General features: G+C 40.6%; 15 protein-coding genes. 9 read left to right on the top strand and 6 right to left on the bottom strand.

From position 1 onward, the window contains the following. The first annotated feature begins 76 nt into the window (after window positions 1–76). Window positions 77–646 carry a molecular chaperone gene (locus F0226_RS21025; RefSeq protein ID WP_171737464.1) on the top strand — a complete coding sequence of 190 codons (570 nt, stop codon included), beginning with the start codon at window positions 77–79 and terminating at the stop codon, window positions 644–646. Next, a complete protein-coding gene (gene napF / locus F0226_RS21020; protein ID WP_171737463.1) occupies window positions 643–1,164 on the top strand; it encodes a ferredoxin-type protein NapF in 522 nt (173 codons plus the stop codon). Before F0226_RS21025 ends, napF begins: the two co-directional genes overlap by 4 nt. Before the next feature lie 149 nt (window positions 1,165–1,313). Here napF and yfaE read toward each other — a convergent pair whose 3' ends face one another. The 4 genes from yfaE to ubiG form a co-directional block, all read right to left on the bottom strand. Next, on the bottom strand, window positions 1,314–1,592 hold the full coding sequence (gene yfaE, locus F0226_RS21015) for a class I ribonucleotide reductase maintenance protein YfaE (protein ID WP_171737462.1): 279 nt from the start codon (window positions 1,590–1,592) through the stop codon (window positions 1,314–1,316). Then, on the bottom strand, window positions 1,592–2,725 hold the full coding sequence (gene nrdB, locus F0226_RS21010; protein ID WP_171737461.1) for a class Ia ribonucleoside-diphosphate reductase subunit beta: 1,134 nt from the start codon (window positions 2,723–2,725) through the stop codon (window positions 1,592–1,594). The genes yfaE and nrdB overlap by 1 nt, the downstream gene beginning before the upstream one ends. 125 nt (window positions 2,726–2,850) lie before the next feature. Then, a complete protein-coding gene (gene nrdA / locus F0226_RS21005; RefSeq protein ID WP_171737460.1) occupies window positions 2,851–5,133 on the bottom strand; it encodes a class 1a ribonucleoside-diphosphate reductase subunit alpha in 2,283 nt (760 codons plus the stop codon). A gap of 507 nt (window positions 5,134–5,640) precedes the next feature. After that, window positions 5,641–6,384, bottom strand: a complete 744-nt coding sequence (gene ubiG / locus F0226_RS21000; protein ID WP_171737465.1) for a bifunctional 2-polyprenyl-6-hydroxyphenol methylase/3-demethylubiquinol 3-O-methyltransferase UbiG — start codon at window positions 6,382–6,384, stop codon at window positions 5,641–5,643. A 258-nt stretch (window positions 6,385–6,642) separates the two neighbouring features. Here ubiG and gyrA point away from each other — a divergent pair, with 258 nt between their 5' ends. Both gyrA and F0226_RS20990 read left to right on the top strand, forming a co-directional pair. Then, on the top strand, window positions 6,643–9,300 hold the full coding sequence (gene gyrA, locus F0226_RS20995) for a DNA topoisomerase (ATP-hydrolyzing) subunit A (protein WP_171737459.1): 2,658 nt from the start codon (window positions 6,643–6,645) through the stop codon (window positions 9,298–9,300). 169 nt (window positions 9,301–9,469) lie between these two features. Further along, on the top strand, window positions 9,470–10,111 hold the full coding sequence (locus F0226_RS20990) for a tetratricopeptide repeat protein (RefSeq protein ID WP_171737458.1): 642 nt from the start codon (window positions 9,470–9,472) through the stop codon (window positions 10,109–10,111). A gap of 39 nt (window positions 10,112–10,150) precedes the next feature. Here F0226_RS20990 and F0226_RS20985 read toward each other — a convergent pair whose 3' ends face one another. Together F0226_RS20985 and nrfA are read right to left on the bottom strand one after the other, a co-directional pair. Next, entirely contained in the window at window positions 10,151–11,236 is a 1,086-nt protein-coding gene (locus F0226_RS20985; RefSeq protein ID WP_171737457.1) for an AarF/UbiB family protein, read from the bottom strand. 244 nt (window positions 11,237–11,480) lie between these two features. After that, window positions 11,481–12,914 carry an ammonia-forming nitrite reductase cytochrome c552 subunit gene (gene nrfA, locus F0226_RS20980; protein WP_171737456.1) on the bottom strand — a complete coding sequence of 478 codons (1,434 nt, stop codon included), beginning with the start codon at window positions 12,912–12,914 and terminating at the stop codon, window positions 11,481–11,483. 469 nt (window positions 12,915–13,383) lie between these two features. Here nrfA and nrfB point away from each other — a divergent pair, with 469 nt between their 5' ends. From nrfB to F0226_RS20955, 5 genes are all read left to right on the top strand, one after another. Next, window positions 13,384–13,971: a cytochrome c nitrite reductase pentaheme subunit gene (nrfB, locus tag F0226_RS20975; RefSeq protein WP_171737455.1), complete on the top strand. Its 588-nt coding sequence runs from the start codon at window positions 13,384–13,386 to the stop codon at window positions 13,969–13,971. Between the two features lie 3 nt (window positions 13,972–13,974). After that, a complete protein-coding gene (nrfC, locus tag F0226_RS20970; protein WP_171737454.1) occupies window positions 13,975–14,667 on the top strand; it encodes a cytochrome c nitrite reductase Fe-S protein in 693 nt (230 codons plus the stop codon). Further along, complete coding sequence (gene nrfD / locus F0226_RS20965; protein WP_171737453.1) at window positions 14,664–15,620, top strand: cytochrome c nitrite reductase subunit NrfD; 957 nt, start codon at window positions 14,664–14,666, stop codon at window positions 15,618–15,620. The genes nrfC and nrfD overlap by 4 nt, the downstream gene beginning before the upstream one ends. Window positions 15,621–15,813: 193 nt before the next feature. Continuing rightward, window positions 15,814–17,799 (top strand): heme lyase CcmF/NrfE family subunit, encoded by a 1,986-nt coding sequence (locus F0226_RS20960; protein WP_171737452.1) that lies wholly within the window; start codon window positions 15,814–15,816, stop codon window positions 17,797–17,799. Beyond that, a partial coding sequence (locus F0226_RS20955) for a redoxin family protein (protein ID WP_171737451.1) occupies window positions 17,792–18,107 on the top strand: 316 nt, incomplete at its 3' end. The genes F0226_RS20960 and F0226_RS20955, both read left to right, overlap by 8 nt.

The raw sequence follows: 18,107 nt of genomic DNA, 5'->3' as shown, positions 1-18,107 counted from the left end.
ACCGTTAATAGATCAAACAAATATTCTTATCTATTAATATAATTAAAATTAAACCATTTATTGGATATTAATAAGAATGATTATCGATACACATAAATTATTGGGCTCGTTATTTTATCGAATGGAAGGAAAGCCAAAGACTCAAGATATAGTTCAAGGACTAGTCGATAATAATGTACTAAGTAATGAGTGCTTATTAGCTCTAAAAAGTGAAGATGAGATATCATTAACCGCTGAATTCAGCAGGCTATTCGAAGGGGTTGGTGATATGCCTGCACCGCCATGGGGCTCTGTATACCTAGACAGAGAGCGCGTTGTGTTCGGTGATTCAACGGTTCAATATCGTCAGTTTCTAATGGCTAATGGCTTTGAATTAGATAGTGGGCTAAGAGAGCCAGAAGACCAATTCGGATTAATGTTATTAGCGCATGCGTTTCTTCTTGAAAATGAAAATATTCCATCCGCAAATGTTCTTTTAGAAAAACACTTATTAACTTGGTCTTTTTATTATTTAGATTTATTAGAAAAAGAAACCAACTCTGAATATTATAAATTACTATCTAAAGATATTATTCATTGGTTTAATGAATTGATTGATGAGTTTGATTTAAACCCTGAAAAGAAAGAAATATATATAAAACAATGACTGAGCAGATAAATTCCAACCGCCGAGGTTTTTTAACTCGTCTATCTAAGCCTGTTACCAAGGCTGTTTCAGGTGAGGAAAAGTCACAACGTAAACAAGCTAGACCCCCTAAAGCTGTCGATGAAATACTGTTTGAACGACTTTGCGACGGTTGTGGTTTATGTGAAGCAGCATGTCCAAATAGCGTTATTGAAATGGCGAAAGGGACTGCTCTACTTAATTTGGATTACAACAGTTGTTCTTTCTGTGAGCAATGCAGTCAAGCTTGCCCAGCAGGGGCTCTACATCAATCAATAACGCCTTTTATTGACCTTGTTCCGAGGTTTATGGATAGCTGTAATAACTACATGCAGATAGATTGCCAAGCTTGTGTGTCATCTTGCCCTGTAGGAGCGATCCAAATAGAGCAGGGTGAGCTGCCACTTGTTGATGATAGTCTTTGTAATGGATGCGGCTTGTGTAGGAGTGCTTGTTATATTGGTGCTGTAACTTTGAGTGTGCGACAAACACCGGCTTGATGCTTGATAGATTGGCTGCAGTAGACTTCAGTACTGAACTTAAAACTAAAAAAGACCGCGTTCCTGGAAAGAAGCGGTCTTTTATGATCTTACGGTATCTGAAAAGTGTTACTGGTATCCTAATGAGCGATCATCAGGAATTGATTAGGCTATGCTCGTTTCTGCTTATTCCTATGAATAACATTACTTAGCGACAGCTCAGTCTTCGCTTTACAGATGCAAGGCAAAATTTCGTTACCTTGAGTGTAAGCCATAGCAAAACCAACATATTCCACTTCACCTGAATCTAAAGTGCAACGACACGCGCCGCAGTGGCCATCTCGGCAATTATATTCAGGCTCTAGACCCGCTTGCTCCATTGTTTCCAATAAAGTGTTTGAAGGGTTAGATTCAATCGAAACTAATTTGTTGATTTTGATAGTCGGCATTACAGTTCAAAACCTTCGAAATCGTCTGCACTTACTTCATTGTCAATCTGACCCACTAGGTAAGAGCTGATTTCAGCTTCTTGCGGAGCAACTTGCACGTTATCTGAAGACAACCAAGCATTGATCCATGGGATAGGGTTTGACGTTGCTTCTGGGTAGGCAGTACCTAAACCAACAGCTTGCATACGGATGTTAGTAATGTACTCAACGTATTGGCAAAGAATATCTTTATTCAGGCCGATCATAGAGCCGTCTTTGAATAGGTATTCTGCCCATTCTTTTTCTTGTTCAGCGGCTTCTTTGAATAGGTCGAAACACTCTTGCTTACACTCTTCAGCAATCTGCATGAATGCGAAGTCATCTTGCCCATTACGAAGCAAGTTGATCATGTGCTGGGTGCCAGTTAGGTGAAGCGCTTCATCACGAGCAATCAGTTTGATGATTTTCGCATTACCTTCCATCAGCTCTCGTTCAGCGAAAGCGAATGAACATGCAAAACTCACGTAGAAACGAATGGCTTCTAGTGCGTTTACAGACATCAGACACACGTAAAGCTTCTTCTTCAGATCATGAAGTGAAACCTTAACCTCTTCACCGTTGATGTTGTGATTACCTTCACCGTAACGGTGGTAATCTGCTGTCAGCTTGATTAGGTCATCGTAATAAAATGCGATGTCTTTAGCGCGCTTAAGGATCTCTTCGTTTTCAACGATATCGTCAAAGACTACACCCGGATCATTCACGATATTACGGATGATGTGCGTGTAAGAACGAGAGTGAATCGTTTCAGAGAAAGACCATGTTTCAATCCACGTTTCTACTTCTGGTAGTGATACCAAAGGAAGCAGGGCAACGTTAGGGCTACGACCTTGGATAGAATCGAGAAGCGTTTGGTACTTCAAGTTTGAGATGAATATGTGCTTCTCGTGATCCGGAAGTTTGTTGTAGTCAATACGGTCGCTTGATACATCAACTTCTTCAGGACGCCAGAAGAAAGAAAGTTGCTTTTCGATAAGCTTTTCGAAAATTTCAAACTTTTGTTGGTCGTAACGAGCAACGTTTACGGATTGACCTAAGAACATTGGTTCTTTTAACTGGTCATTCTTGTTTTGAGAAAAAGTACTGTAAGCCATAAATGCCTCAATTCCTTTAAAGACCTATTTTAGGAACAGGTCTTGTTAATACTTTTACAGAAAGGAAGTAAGATTCCTTTCTGTATTTTAATTTGTTTAGATAAAGCGCTTTTTAGAAAAGCAGCTTAGATCTTACAACCGCCGCCTTCACAATCTTCCTCAGGCACTTGAACTGCGTCACCCTGATCGTCTTTAGCACCATCACGAGTGTTGTGGTAGTAAAGCGTTTTAACGCCATACTTGTAGGCAGTCAATAAGTCTTGAAGAAGTTTCTTCATAGGGACTTTACCGCTCTCGTAACCACTTGGATCATAATTTGTGTTTGCAGAGATAGCTTGGTCAACAAATTTTTGCATGATACCCACTAAATGCAGGTAGCCATCGTTTGAACCAATGTTCCAAAGCAGTTCGTAGTTATCTTTTAGATTAACGAAGTCAGGAACAACCTGTTTCAAAATGCCATCTTTAGAGGCTTTAATTGAAACGAAACCACGTGGAGGTTCAATACCATTTGTCGCGTTAGAGATCTGAGAAGATGTCTCAGAAGGCATAAGCGCTGTTAGTGTTGAGTTACGTAGACCGTGTTCCATTATCTCTTCACGAAGAGAATCCCAATCGTAATGCAGCGGTTCATCACATACTAAATCGATATCTTTTTTGTAAGTATCGATAGGTAGCAAACCTTTAGCATAGTTGGTTTCGTTAAACGAAGGACACTTGCCTTGCTCTTTAGCTAACGCTACAGATGCTTTTAGTAAGTGGTACTGAATCGCTTCAAAAGTACGGTGAGTAAGGCCGTTTGCACTGCCATCCGAGTATTTCACACCGTTTTTAGCTAGATAGTAAGCGAAGTTGATAACGCCTACACCTAGAGTACGACGGTTCATGGTTGACTTGCGTGCTGCTGGAAGCGGGTAGTCTTGATAATCCAGTAGGGCATCAAGAGCACGAACGACCAATTCAGATAGCTCAGCTAAATCATCCAGTTCGTTAATTGCACCTAGGTTAAACGCTGAAAGCGTACATAGTGCAATCTCACCTTCGTCATCTTCTACGTTAGTAAGCGGCTTCGTTGGAAGTGCGATTTCTAGACATAGGTTTGATTGACGAACAGGTGCAACTTCAGAATCAAACGGGCTGTGTGTATTACAGTGGTCAACGTTCTGAATGTAAATACGACCAGTAGAAGCTCGCTCTTGCATAAGCAGAGAGAACAGCTCAACGGCTTTAACCGTTTCACGTTTCACTGACGGATCATTTTCGTATTTAACGTAAAGCGCTTCAAAACGCTCTTGGTTTTCGAAGAACGCGTCGTAAAGACCTGGTACGTCAGAAGGTGAGAATAGGCTGATGTTGCCACCTTGAACAAGACGAGCATACATAAGCTTGTTTAGCTGTACGCCGTAGTCCATGTGACGAACACGGTTCTCTTCAACGCCGCGGTTGTTTTTAAGTACAAGTAGAGACTGAACTTCACCGTGCCATAGTGGGTAGAACACTGTGGCTGCACCGCCACGAACACCACCTTGAGAACAACATTTTACGGCTGTTTGGAAGTATTTGTAGAAAGGGATACAGCCAGTGTGGAACGCTTCACCATTACGGATTTCAGAACCAAGAGCACGGATACGACCTGCGTTGATACCAATACCAGCACGTTGAGAAACGTAACGAACAATTGAGCTTGCCGTTGCGTTAATTGAATCTAGGCTGTCACCGCATTCGATCAGTACACATGAACTGAACTGACGAGTAGGAGTACGTACACCTGACATGATAGGCGTTGGCAAAGAAATCTTGAATGTAGAAGATGCATCGTAAAAACGTTTGATGTATTCAAGACGAGTCGATTTCGGGTACTTAGCGAAAAGACAAGCAGCAACTAAAATGTAAAGGAACTGAGCACTCTCATAGATCTCTTTTGTAACACGGTTTTGAACGAAGTATTTACCTTCAAGCTGTTTTACCGCGGCATAAGAAAAATCTAGGTCACGTTTATGGTCAAGGTACTCATCAAGCTCTTCAAACTCAGCTTTAGTGTAGTCTTCCATCAAGTGGCTATCGTACTTGCCCATATCAACCAGTTTTGCAACATGTTCATACAGAGCTGGTGGCTCGTATTGACCGTACGCTTTTTTACGTAGGTGGAATACAGATAAGCGAGCAGCTAAATACTGATAATCTGGAGTCTCTTCAGAGATAAGATCCGCAGCTGATTTGATGATTGTTTCATGAATATCAGTTGTGGTGATGCCATCGTAAAATTGAATGTGAGCTTTCAATTCTACTTGTGATACAGATACATTGTGCAAGCCTTCAGCTGCCCATGTGATCACGCGATGGAGTTTATCTAAATCAATCGTTTCTTTACGACCGTTACGCTTAGTAACAGTAAGTTGTTGGTTCATTCTGCTTTATTTCCCTAACAAATCTGATAAAAGCCGATTTTTTGAATATTTGTGTGTAATTTTTGTAAATTACATGTCGGCTTTGTGATCTTGCTCTACCCATATATTGTAGCTCAAACACTACATATAGGGGTCATTTGCTTGTTGGGTTACAAGATAGTGCTGTCAGTGATATTTTTCAAGGTACATAAATGGGAAGGCTTGTGGATAACTGCAAATTTAAAAAAAAACTGTTAGTACTTACTAACTGATGGCGTTAGCTAGGACTTGATTGCAGAAAAATAGCGTTTTGCTGCTGGTTTAAATTTGGAGGGTTATAAAAAAAAATCTCTTGATCTTTGACTAAAAAAGGCAGTCAAACTTGGGTGGTTATTTTTAAATCACAGCTGGTTAAAATGGAATCTAGAGCACGAAAAATAGACTGAAAAAAGTCGCAGTTTTATGGTATTTGCAACCTTTTTCATTAGTCTATTTACAAATAGTTTTCGGCAGTCACATAGATATAAACTAGGCAAAGTTCTGGGTATGAACGATGTAGTTAACATCTACGTTACTTCCTAAGCGGTAGCTATCTGTTAGGGGATTGTAATGAAGCCCTGTGATGCCTAATTCTTGCAGGGGAGTAGAATCAATCATTTTGATTAACTCAGCAGGGCGAATGAATTTTTCATGTTCGTGAGTCCCTTCAGGAACGATCTTAAGCAGCTTTTCAGCACCAACAATCGCAAATAAGTATGATTTCAAGTTACGATTTAAAGTTGAGAAGAAAACATGACCGTTTGGTTTTACTAATTTTGCACAAGACGCGATAACCGATTGTGGGTCTGGCACATGCTCCAACATTTCCATGCAGGTAACAACATCATAAGTGTGTGGGTTTTGCTCTGCATGATCTTCAATCGTACTTTGTATGTAATTTAGCTTGGTACCTGTTTCTAATGCGTGTAAACGAGCCACTTCAAGAGGCTCTTTACCCATATCTAAACCTGTGACAACCGCGCCTTCCACGGCCATGCTTTCGGCTAAGATGCCGCCGCCGCAACCCACATCAAGAACTTTTTTACCAAACAAACCATCAGCTTTTTCTAGCACGTAATTTAGGCGAAGCGGGTTGATTTGATGAAGTGGCTTAAACTCGCCTTCGAGATCCCACCAACGTGAAGCCATGTCTTCAAACTTTTTGATTTCTGCTGGGTCGACGTTTTGCGTTTTGGTCATAATCGGCATTTCCAAGTTTAATAATGCATCCATGAAGTTGGGAGCATTATAACTTGGCTTTTCTTGCTGACCAGAAGTTCTACAAATTTGCTGTTTTGTTGTCTGTAAAATAGCCAAGTATCAGCAAGATATGTTGGCAGCGTGCAATTTCTCACCAATTGATTAGCAACAAGGCTCACAAGATGATAAAAGGATAGGGAAAGTGATGCCTCAGTAGGTAAATTTGTGTTATATTTTTCGGTCTTATACGTATTCAAAAATACGATCTGACTATAGAGGGAAAATGGCTCTATGAGCGATCTAGCGAAAGAGATCACGCCCGTAAACATTGAAGATGAGCTAAGAGGTTCATACCTAGACTACGCGATGTCCGTCATCGTTGGTCGTGCTCTTCCAGATGTGCGTGATGGTCTAAAGCCAGTGCACCGCCGCGTTTTGTTCGCGATGAATGTACTTGGTAATGATTGGAACAAAGCATATAAAAAGTCTGCTCGTGTAGTAGGCGATGTAATCGGTAAATATCACCCACACGGTGATAGTGCGGTATACGAGTCAATTGTTCGTATGGCTCAGCCGTTTTCACTACGCTATATGTTAGTCGATGGCCAAGGTAACTTTGGTTCGGTTGACGGCGATTCAGCTGCTGCAATGCGTTATACCGAAGTTCGTATGTCAAAAATAGCTGGTGAGCTATTGACGGATCTTGATAAAGATACGGTCGACTTCGTTCCTAACTATGATGGAACAGAGCAAATTCCAGCAGTTTTACCAACAAAAATACCAAACCTATTGGTTAACGGTGCTTCTGGTATCGCAGTAGGTATGGCTACCAACATCCCGCCGCATAACCTTGGCGAAGTTGTTGATGGCTGTTTAGCACTTATCAATAATGAAGAAATCACTATTGAAGAGCTAATGGACTACATTCCAGGTCCAGATTTCCCGACAGCAGCATTAATCAGTGGCCGTAAGGGCATTGTCGATGCATATAAGACTGGTCGTGGTAAAGTCTACATGCGCTCGCGAGCTGAAATTGAAACGGAAAAGAACGGTAAAGAAACTATTATCGTTACTGAAATCCCGTATCAAGTGAACAAAGCTCGTTTGATCGAGAAGATTGCAGAACTTGTAAAAGACAAGAAAGTTGAAGGCATCAGTGCACTGCGTGACGAATCTGATAAAGATGGTATGCGCATTGTTATTGAATGTAAGCGTGATGCTGTAGGTGAAGTTGTACTAAACAACCTTTACTCGCAAACTCAACTGCAAACGACTTTCGGCATCAACATGGTTGCTCTGAACAATGGCCAACCACAGCTTTTTAACATAAAAGATATGTTGAAATGTTTTGTTGATCACCGCCGTGAAGTTGTGACTCGTCGTACTATCTTTGAACTGAAGAAAGCGCGCGATCGTGCACATATCTTGGAAGCTTTATCTTTAGCGCTTGCAAACATTGATGAAATCATTGAACTGATCAAGAACGCACCAACACCAGCAGAAGCTAAAGTTGGCCTAGTGTCTCGTGGTTGGGATCTTGGTAACGTTGCATCAATGCTTGAACGTGCTGGTACTGATGCAGCTCGTCCAGATTGGCTTGAAGATCAATACGGTATCCGTGATGGTCAATACTTCCTAACGGAAACTCAAGCGCAAGCTATTCTAGAACTTCGTCTTCACCGCCTAACTGGCCTTGAACACGAGAAGATCCTAGACGAATACAAAGCACTTCTAGAAGAGATCGCTGAGCTAATGCATATTCTTGCAAGCACTGAGCGTTTGATGGAAGTGATCCGTGAAGAACTTGAAGCGGTACGTGATATATATGGCGACGAACGTCGTACAGAAATCACAGCAGCGGTTCATGATATCGACATGGAAGAGCTAATTGCTCAAGAAGACGTGGTAGTAACGCTTTCTAATGCTGGTTACGTTAAGTACCAAATCCTAAGCGACTACGAAGCTCAGCGCCGTGGTGGTAAAGGTAAGAGTGCGACTAAGATGAAAGATGAGGATTACATTGAGCGTCTGCTTGTTGCTAATACTCACGATAACATCTTATGTTTCTCTACTCGTGGTAAGACGTACCGCCTGAAAGTTTATCAACTACCGCAAGCAAGCCGCACCGCTCGTGGTAAGCCTATCGTTAACATTCTTCCTCTAGAAGAAGGTGAGCGTATTACGGCTATCTTGCCTGTTTCTGAATTCTCAAACGAGAAATTCATCTTCATGGCAACTGGCGACGGTACAGTTAAGAAGACATCACTGGATCAATTCGCAAACGTACGTGCTAACGGCTTAATCGCTGTTAACCTACGTGACGATGATTCACTGATTGGCGTTGATATTACTGATGGTAATAGCGACATCATGTTGTTCTCGAAATCGGGCAAAGTTGTTCGCTTTAACGAGGACAAAGTACGCCCAATGGGTCGTACTGCCTCTGGTGTTCGTGGTATGAAGCTTCCAGAAGACGATCAAGTGGTTTCACTGATTGTTCCTTCAAACGAAGGCGATATCCTAACTGTGACTCAAAACGGTTACGGTAAGCGTACTGAGCTGGCTGAATACCCAACGAAAGGTCGTGCAACGCAAGGTGTAGTATCTATCAAAGTCTCTGATCGTAATGGCCCAGTAGTTGGTGCTGTTCAGGTTGAAGAAGGCGATGAAATGATGATGATCACCGACGCAGGTACACTAGTACGTACTCGCGTAGCGGAAGTAAGCCAAGTTGGTCGTAACACTCAGGGTGTAACACTGATTCGTACTACTGAAGACGAGAATGTTGTAGCTCTACAACGTATCGACGAAGTAGAAGAAGTTGAAATACTGGATGAGGAAACTCAAGAAGGTGAGCAAGCTTCAAATGAATCTGCAGATGTTAACGCAGCTGATGCAGAAGCAACAGATGTAGAAGCGCCTAAAGCAGACGAAACCGATTCAGAATAACTTTTGAATTTTAGTTTGTATAAAAACCGAGCCTTAGTGCTCGGTTTTTTTATGTCTGAATTGATCGTGAGTAGGGTGAAAAGTTGAATTCTCGATTAAAATATTTACTCAACACTAAGGATACTCGAGCCTTATCATTAAAGGCGAGAGCTTTTAGATTGGAGAGAAGATGGATTTTTGGCTACTGATTGCAATGACTTTAATGGGGGCATTTATATTACTTTTGACCCTTAGCTTTTCTCATACCAAGAAAGTTAGGCGTTCAAACTTTAAACTTACTATTTTTGTATTGTTAACTAGTGTTGGTACATGGTTCCTTCTTAAGCAAGAACCACCTAAGTCAGAAGATATAACGGTAAGTAACTTCAACGCCACAGAATACGTAGAAGAATTACAAGACAGTTTAAGGCTCAATCCAAACCAAGCTGAAGTGTGGTTTCAATTGGGCGGGACATACGTCCAAAGCGGAGACTATCATGCAGCGTTGACTTGCTTCGATTATGCGATTAGGTTGAGTGACAATGTCACTTCTGGTTTGTACTCAGCAAAAGCATCGGCACTTTATTATCTTAATGCACAAACCCTTAACAAAGATGTAAGGGATATGTTGGATTTGTCTTTAGCTCTGGATCCAAACGATCGTACGGCATTGATCTTAATCGCGAGTGATCATTTCATTAGCTCTCGATATGAAGAATCGATCGTAGTGTGGAACCAACTTTTAGATTCTAACCAGCAAGGTATAGACAGAATATCTTTGATCCATTCTATTAACCAAGCTAAGCAATTAATGTCCCCAAAGGCGCTATAAATTCTATGCCAAGTCAAGCCAAGCCAAGCCAAGCCAAGCTCAAGTTAGTTGATATTGGTTTACTAGCTGCTCCTTAACTTGATATTGCTTGATCAGTTCTGTTTTCGACTTCTTGCGATTATGGTAGAAAAGAGCCCCTTTTTTATTGAGTAATTCGTAGTGTTTATCCAGCATGTCTAGTACAGACGTAACTCTCTTCTTAGTGGTTTCTGTACAGCTTTTCCCACCCAAATCATCTTCAATATCCAGCACGTGTGAACGGAACATGTCAGCAATATACAGTTCATTCAACGATTCAGGTGTGTTGAGTGCATCTTGATACTCTACAATCAAATCTTGCGTATGTTGAATCACCTCTGTACTTGCCGAATGAATGGTCAGCCATTCTAGTTTCTTTTCCAATATCTTTAAGGCTTCTTCCTTTATCATTTTGAAATAACTAAGAGCGTCTTTATCGTTTCGGTTCTGAGAGCATAACCACCCAGATAAGAAGCGAGTTTCAAACCTTTCAAAAGATTGAAAGATAGGGTCATTTATCCCATTGCTATTCAATTCTGTTAATGGGTCAAAGCGATACATATAGCCAAAATCGAACAGAGTAATATTGTAGTCATCATCTACGATTAAATTGCCTTGGCTTAAATCCCACTCGAATAAACCTATTTTTTCACAAGATAGAAGTGTTGAGAAAAGTTGGGCAATAGTGTTTCTTTCTACGTGTGTTAACAGGTTACCTTCGATCCAGTCAGACAAAATAATACCTTGTCGATAATCGGCATAAATAGTAGAGACGATGTGTTTAAAGTCGTTTGAAGTAGTAGGATCATCTTTACGTGCTTGAAAATCATGCCGGCGTTGTACTTCATTTAGAAATGAATACTTACCATCTAAGTTTTTTACTTTAGAAGTTGTCCTTTTTTTCTTAAGTGTGAAATCTTTACCTGCAATGTTTAGGTGATACACAGTAGCGGTTAACCCGCTCTCGAAAGTGTCTGTGACATAAGGCGAGTCTGATGTGATCTGAGCTAGCTGATCAGGTGGGATAGGGCAGTGGTTAGCCGAACCGACTATAAGATTTTGTTCACTCTCATCAAACGATTTTTGTTCTAGTTGACGATGGTTCATAAGTTAGCCTCAAATGAGTAGGGCTAAATAACATATATTATTAGCTAGTGACTTTGGCTCACCCTAAATGAATTTTATAAAGGATGAGTATTGAGGGTGAGGCAGTATTTGTAAGGGTTATTACTGATTAACTCTACAATAAAAAACCAGCCTAGGAACAGGCTGGTCTTCATCATGTGCTTATTGCTTTGTCGTTTGATAAAGCGGAGTTCTGCTATGGGAGTTGGTAAGTGAGGCTCATAACTTACTCATAGTCATACTTACTTTCACGAGTTTTTGCTTCTTCATCCCATTGTGGTGCAACTGTTTCTAAGAAGTGTTTCTTGTCTGCATTCATTTTGTCCATATCCATACCTATCGCTTTCTGTGCATTAAGTTTAGTGGATATATCAGGGATAACTACTGGGTCTGTAATGCCTTTTTTAGCTAGAAGTCGAATAAGCTTAGTTCGCGCATCAGCTGCTCTATCTACCGCAGTACCAAGTACTTCTAATGCCACTTCAGGAGCATGCATATGCACACCATGTGAAGCGATTGCATAATCCCAGCGCCACTGTGCATGGCGAATATCTTGAAGGATATCTTTCATTTCTTCTTCTGTTGCACCTGCTTTCCAAGCTGCCCCCGCTTCGAAGTGAGCGGCAACAATTTGTTTTTCAGCAGTTAGCTTAAGATTCAGGACTTGAGCTTTACGAGAAGAAACGATGCCACGTAATTGATCTTTTGACTGAGTATGGCATTGGGCACATGTGTCGTCGAAGCGGTCGAATGGGTTACCAACTTTATGGTCAGTAAATACAGTGCCATCTTCTTTGGTCACTTTTGGCATATGACAATCTACACAAGCGACTTTATTCTTTCCGTGAATACCTTCTCGCCATGTTTCAAATCCGGGGTGCTGTGCTTTTAGCATTGGAGCCTTAGACACTTTATGAGTCCAGTCTTTGAAACCAATACCATCGTAGTATTCTTCCATTTGCTCTACTCTTGTGCCTTTGTCCCAAGGGAATTTGACACCTTTAGTAGGACCTGTGAAGTAATATTCAACATGGCATTGAGCACAGACAGAAGCTTGTTGATCAAGACGCGATTGATGGTCGAAATTCTTGCCGATCGTATCAAATGCTCGCTCAACGTAAGGTCGAGTTATTTTGAGTTCAGGCTCTCCATTCTTAAAGTTGTCACTTTGAGTATCATGGCAATCAGCACAGCCGATAGGGTTTGATATTTCAGCGCCTAAACGTGCCCATTTCCCTTCAAAGTACCCATCTTCACCACGTTCTTCTATGATTCGAGCTACATCAGGGCTTTTACAACTCCAACATGCCATAGGCATAGGGCCTGAATTTGCATCTGTAGGCGCCCCTGTTCTTAGGGTTTGCCTTACATCATCAATAGCGTAAAAGTGTCCACGTGCTTTATTATAATCTTTAGCAAAACCGTACCCTGCCCACATGATGACCATATTAGGATCTTCTTTTAGAGCGTCTTCAAGACCTTCACTTTCTGATGTCTGCTTCCATGTTTGATATTGATCGGGGTGATTCACTTCGTATTGCTCGTTACGAGGATCGCCAATGTCTTTTTGTTCAGATGCTGCAAAGCTGGCAGTGCTTACTAATGATGCACTTACCAATAATAATGCAGCGACTGAATTACCTATCCAATGCTTTTTCACAGTGATATCTCCAATATACTGATTCTTATACCAAGCGTTGTGAGGCTGCTATATCAAATAAGAACTGGAGAGTTCCTATTTATATTAATTCATAAATAAACACATTTTGTTACGTGTTTACGCTTGCTTGTTTTAGATCAATTAATGGAGGTGACCTGGCTCACGCCTACTTCTATATACCTCTAAAGGGTTAGGTGTGTGATTTTTGAATGATAATAATTATCAATAATAACAAGAATTTAATTAATAGCCTTAGTGTTTAAATGGTGATTGTGTTCACAATTTATACTGCTCAAAGTATACGTATTATTTGTAGGGGTATAATCTAAAATTAGAGAGCGTTGTGGCTTTATCCTAAATAAGAATTGATATCAAATGAACGTTAATAATATCGTTCAGGATACTTTTGTTTAACCAGAACCATTATTTAATTGAGAGTTAAATAACACTGGTATAAGGAAAGGATAAAATGGGCAATATCAAATTGGCCATAGTCATAATGCTTAAATCCCTTCTAGCATTTTGCCTCTATGGTTATTCCATTCATGCACTCGCCGATTCGCCGACTGTTGATTCAGTCACCGACTCTGCAAGGCATAAAGTCGAACTCATTCGTGATAAGGACTATAAGTGCGTTCAGTGCCATAAAGATTCTAAAGACACATTATTGGGATCTCATGGAGAAAAAGCGCATCAAGTCTTAGGACGAGAAGTTAATTGTACAGACTGTCACAACAACATTAGCCCTGATCATCGAGAAGGCGCACCCGTTGTCACTAAGTACCATTCAGCGCAATCAATACTAGGTACTGATTCTGAATTACTCGATCCCGAATTGATCTTACAAGCCAATAGTGAATGTACTGATTGTCACGAACCTCAATCTTTACAAGAGTCTGATTGGACCCACGATGTTCACGCACAAAATCTAACTTGTTCCAATTGCCATGATGTCCATGCCAAGAAATCTAAAGTGTTAGCTTTGGATAAAAAGGAAAGAATCAAGTTATGCGTGGATTGCCACTCAGATTTCAACCAACTGAAAGAAAAGGAGTAATCTATGAGTTGTTCTAGAAGAAACTTTTTAGCAGGAACTGGGGCAGTAATCTTCACTACAGGTATCGCTGCTACTGCTTCAATGACCAGCCGAAAAACCCTTGCCAACGTGGAGGAAGAAGGAGCGAAAAGCTACGGGATGATTCACGATGAAACGGCATGTATTGGTTGTACCGCATGTACTGAAGCATGTCGTGAAGTGAATAAGGTTCCTGAAGGTGTTTCTCGTTTAGAGATCATTAGAAGCGAACCTCAAGGTGAATATCCAAATGTTGATTACCGTTTTACGCGCAACTCTTGTCAACATTGTGATAATGCACCGTGTGTCATGGTTTGCCCAACGGGTGCAGCTTACAAAGATGAAAAAACCGGCATTATTGATGTCCACCAAGAGAAGTGTGTGGGTTGTGGTTACTGTCTATTAGCATGCCCGTATCAAGTGCGTTTTTTCCACCCTGAGAATAAATCAGCGGATAAATGTAACTTCTGCCGAGACACTAATCTTGCAGAAGGTAAGTTACCTGCGTGCGTAGAATCTTGTCCCACAAAGGCTCTCGTTTTTGGCGACTTAAACGATCCTAATAGTGAGATTAACCATGTACTCAAAAACGAAGTGGTATACAGAGATAAAGTCCATTTAGGAACTGCACCTAAGTTATACAAAGTACCGCATCAGAAAGGGGAGATACCATCATGAGTGAATGGGATACTGCGTTTCAATCTGGTGTGGTTGTCTGGGATTGGATAATTGCGATTTACTTATTTCTAGCAGGAATGTCTGCGGGTTCAGTGATGATTTCCATTTATCTTAAACGGAAAGTCATTGTTGGTAAGCCTTCTGAAAATGGGATTTTGAAAGCGACGGCGTTTCTCGCGCCTTTTGGCATTATTGTAGGTTTAACTATTCTGGTATTCCACCTAACGAAGCCGTTAGATTTCTGGAAAATCATGATTTTTATTAACCCTACGTCAGTTATGGCAATGGGTGTCGTGTTATTTAATGTTTATATGGCTGTATTATTTGCTTGGATAGGCACTATTTTTAGAAAACAGATCGTGGGCTTTTTAAAAGGTCGCTTCGAAATTGTTGATAGCATTCTGGATAAGTTAGAGTCGTTTGAGAATTACCTGGAACTGTTCTTGGCATTTTTAGCGTTATTGCTTGCCGCCTATACCGGATTCTTATTGTCGGCATTACCTACCTTCCCAATGCTGAATAATCCTGTTTTGCCTATTCTATTCTTATTCTCAAGCTTATCTTCTGGTGCTGCCGCGTGTTTATTGGTTGGGATACTCGTCTTTAAAGAGTCACCACTGAGTGCCAGTGTGAGTTGGGTACATAGCTTTGAACGACCAGTGGTAATGTTTGAGCTATTTGTTCTAGTAGCATTTTTTACTGGTCTAATATTTGCTGGTGGTCAAAGTGAGCAAGCTGCGTGGAATGCGATTTCTGGTGGATTTTGGGCTAACTGGTTCTGGTGGGGTGTCGTTGTGATTGGCATGTTATTACCACTATTACTGAATACTATAACGCCCAAATCAATTCGTCATGGTGCGTTGTACATTTTTGCAGTGACCTCATTGAGCTTAGCTGGAGTACTAATGTTGCGAACATTCATACTCTATGCCGGTCAACTAACGATTGTTTAATATACAAAAGTAGCTGTTCCATAAAGATGGTTAATGCATAAAGTTAAACGGCATATTGGATGGTTTTAACTTTCATTAACATGCCAGTGGGCTTTGTTGATAATGGATGTATTGTCCGTTGAAACAAGGCTCACTTTGTTGAATTAAATGGGCTAAATTTCTCCACAGCTTCGGAGCGAATTATCGAGGTGATATGATCGGCAATTTGGGTTTACTCTCTTTAATAGCGGTTGCCATGCTCAGCAGTACAGTCACGCTGGTGTATGGTTTCTCTATGGCTAAACAATATAGAACCTCAACCGCATATGCGGTATCTGATACGTATATTCGACCATTTACGTTGGGTTCAGCTTGTCTATCAATATTATCTATTGTCTTGTTAGCATTCGCTTTCTATCAAGATGACTTTTCTATTTTATATGTGGCTGAGCATTCAAATACGCAACTTCCTATCTTTTTTAAACTTGCAGCAGTTTGGGCTGGTCATGAAGGGTCTTTATTATTTTGGGTTCTAACATTATCATGTTGGGCGGGTTTGATTGCACTTCAAAAATCCATTCAAGCTGATTACCAAATAAAAGTATTATGGGTTATGAATGGGCTAATCTGTTCGTTCACTTGGTTTACTTTACTTGCTTCCAACCCTTTTGAATTCAATAGCGTACTACCACCTGAAGGGCGAGATCTTAACCCTATGCTTCAAGATGTTGGATTGATCTTCCACCCTCCACTTCTTTATTTAGGGTATGTGGGATTTTCTGCTGTTCTAGCGTTTGCAGCTGCGGCATTGTTAACTAAAGAAATCGAGCTTGATTGGGTAAGTCATTGCCGTAAATGGTGCTTAGTAGCGTGGATTTTCTTAACAGCAGGGATCGTTCTAGGATCTTGGTGGGCATATTATGAGCTAGGTTGGGGAGGTTGGTGGTTCTGGGATCCTGTAGAAAATGCCAGTTTATTGCCGTGGTTAACTGCGACCGCCTTATTACATTGCTTAACCATTGCTAAAGAGAAACAACAATTATTGAAGTGGGCATTTAGTTTAGCTTTTACGACTTTCTCCTTGAGTATTCTCGGTACTTTTATCGTACGTTCAGGCGTTCTGACATCAGTACATGCGTTTACTGTTGATCCTTCAAAGGGGCTGATTCTAATATCTATATTATGTACTGTATTTGTCGCTTCATTTTCGCTGTTGATCATAAGAGGGGAGTCATTTCGATCAAAAAATATAACGCATTTTTTGAGTCGAAGCTTTCTCATTTTACTCGCGATAAGCTTGTTAGTTGTGGCAATGCTTGTCGTTCTATTTGGTACCTTTTATCCAATGGTTTACGAGCTTTTAGGCTTGGGTAATATATCTGTTGGAGCTCCCTATTTTAATTTATTTGCAGTACCAATTGGATTATTGGTTTTACTATTAATTGGCTTCTCACCTTTAGTTGAAAAGCTACGAACAAAGCAGTTATCAGCGAAAGCGCTAGTACTCTTATTAGTAGTTTCAGTTGTAACTGGCGTTCTTCTTTATGCAAGTCAGTTGAATCAAGCTAGCCAGCCAAATCAATTCAACGAATTTAGTCAGATCACTAACTTATACTGGGTTGTGCAAATCACTTGGATAGCAGCTGCCTGGGTGTTTGTCTCTCATATCTACGCACTTGTGATCGCTTATAAAGAAACTTACTTAATGAAGGTGGTCTCTATGAGCTTAGCGCATATGGGGATGGCAATTTTTGCCATAGGTGCAGCAATGAATAGCCACCATTCATTGGAGTTGAATAAGAAACTAGATCCAGGTTCAGAGGTTCAATTTTTTGATTGGACTCTAAAGCATGTTGAAACAGAACTTTATGTAGGAAGTAATTTTACGGCAGAAAGAGCTCGCTTAGAGTTAAGAGAGGGTGAAGAAAGATTTATTATTATGCCTGAAAGACGTTTTTATCAAGTGCGAGTGATGAACATGAGTGAGCCTGCAATGAAATGGTTTTGGCATGGCGATGTGTACATCACAATGGGCGAAAAGATCAACAGATCTGCTTACGCTTTTCGTATTCAATATAAATCGTATGTTCGTTGGATCTGGGTAGGAGCATTGATATCTGTGATTGGTGGGATCTTTGCATTATTCTCTCGTAACCAAGTTGCCATTATTGGCTTTATCTCTAGGTATAAATATGCGTAGTAAATTGTTTTTATTAGTGATTGTTTCTGTGGCGGTGGCTCTGAGCTTTAGCTTAGCGTTGGGGGGCAAGCAGCGCTCATCAGCCATTCAAGTCATGAACAAAGTGTTTCCTGAATTTACTGAGTATGATCTTCATTCAGAAGATCAAACTATTACAAGATCGGATATTACCAAGGATGAATATCAACTTATTAATGTCTGGGCTTCTTGGTGTGGGATATGTAAAACAGAACATCCATTTCTTAATCAATTGAAAAATGAAGGAATTCCTATATACGGTATTAATTATCTGTCTCTTATACACATCT

Source organism: Vibrio sp. 99-70-13A1 (genome assembly GCF_013114625.1).
Classification (GTDB): Bacteria; Pseudomonadota; Gammaproteobacteria; order Enterobacterales; family Vibrionaceae; genus Vibrio.
Note: the sequence above shows the minus strand (reverse complement) of the source record. Positions and strands in the feature narration are given on the sequence as shown.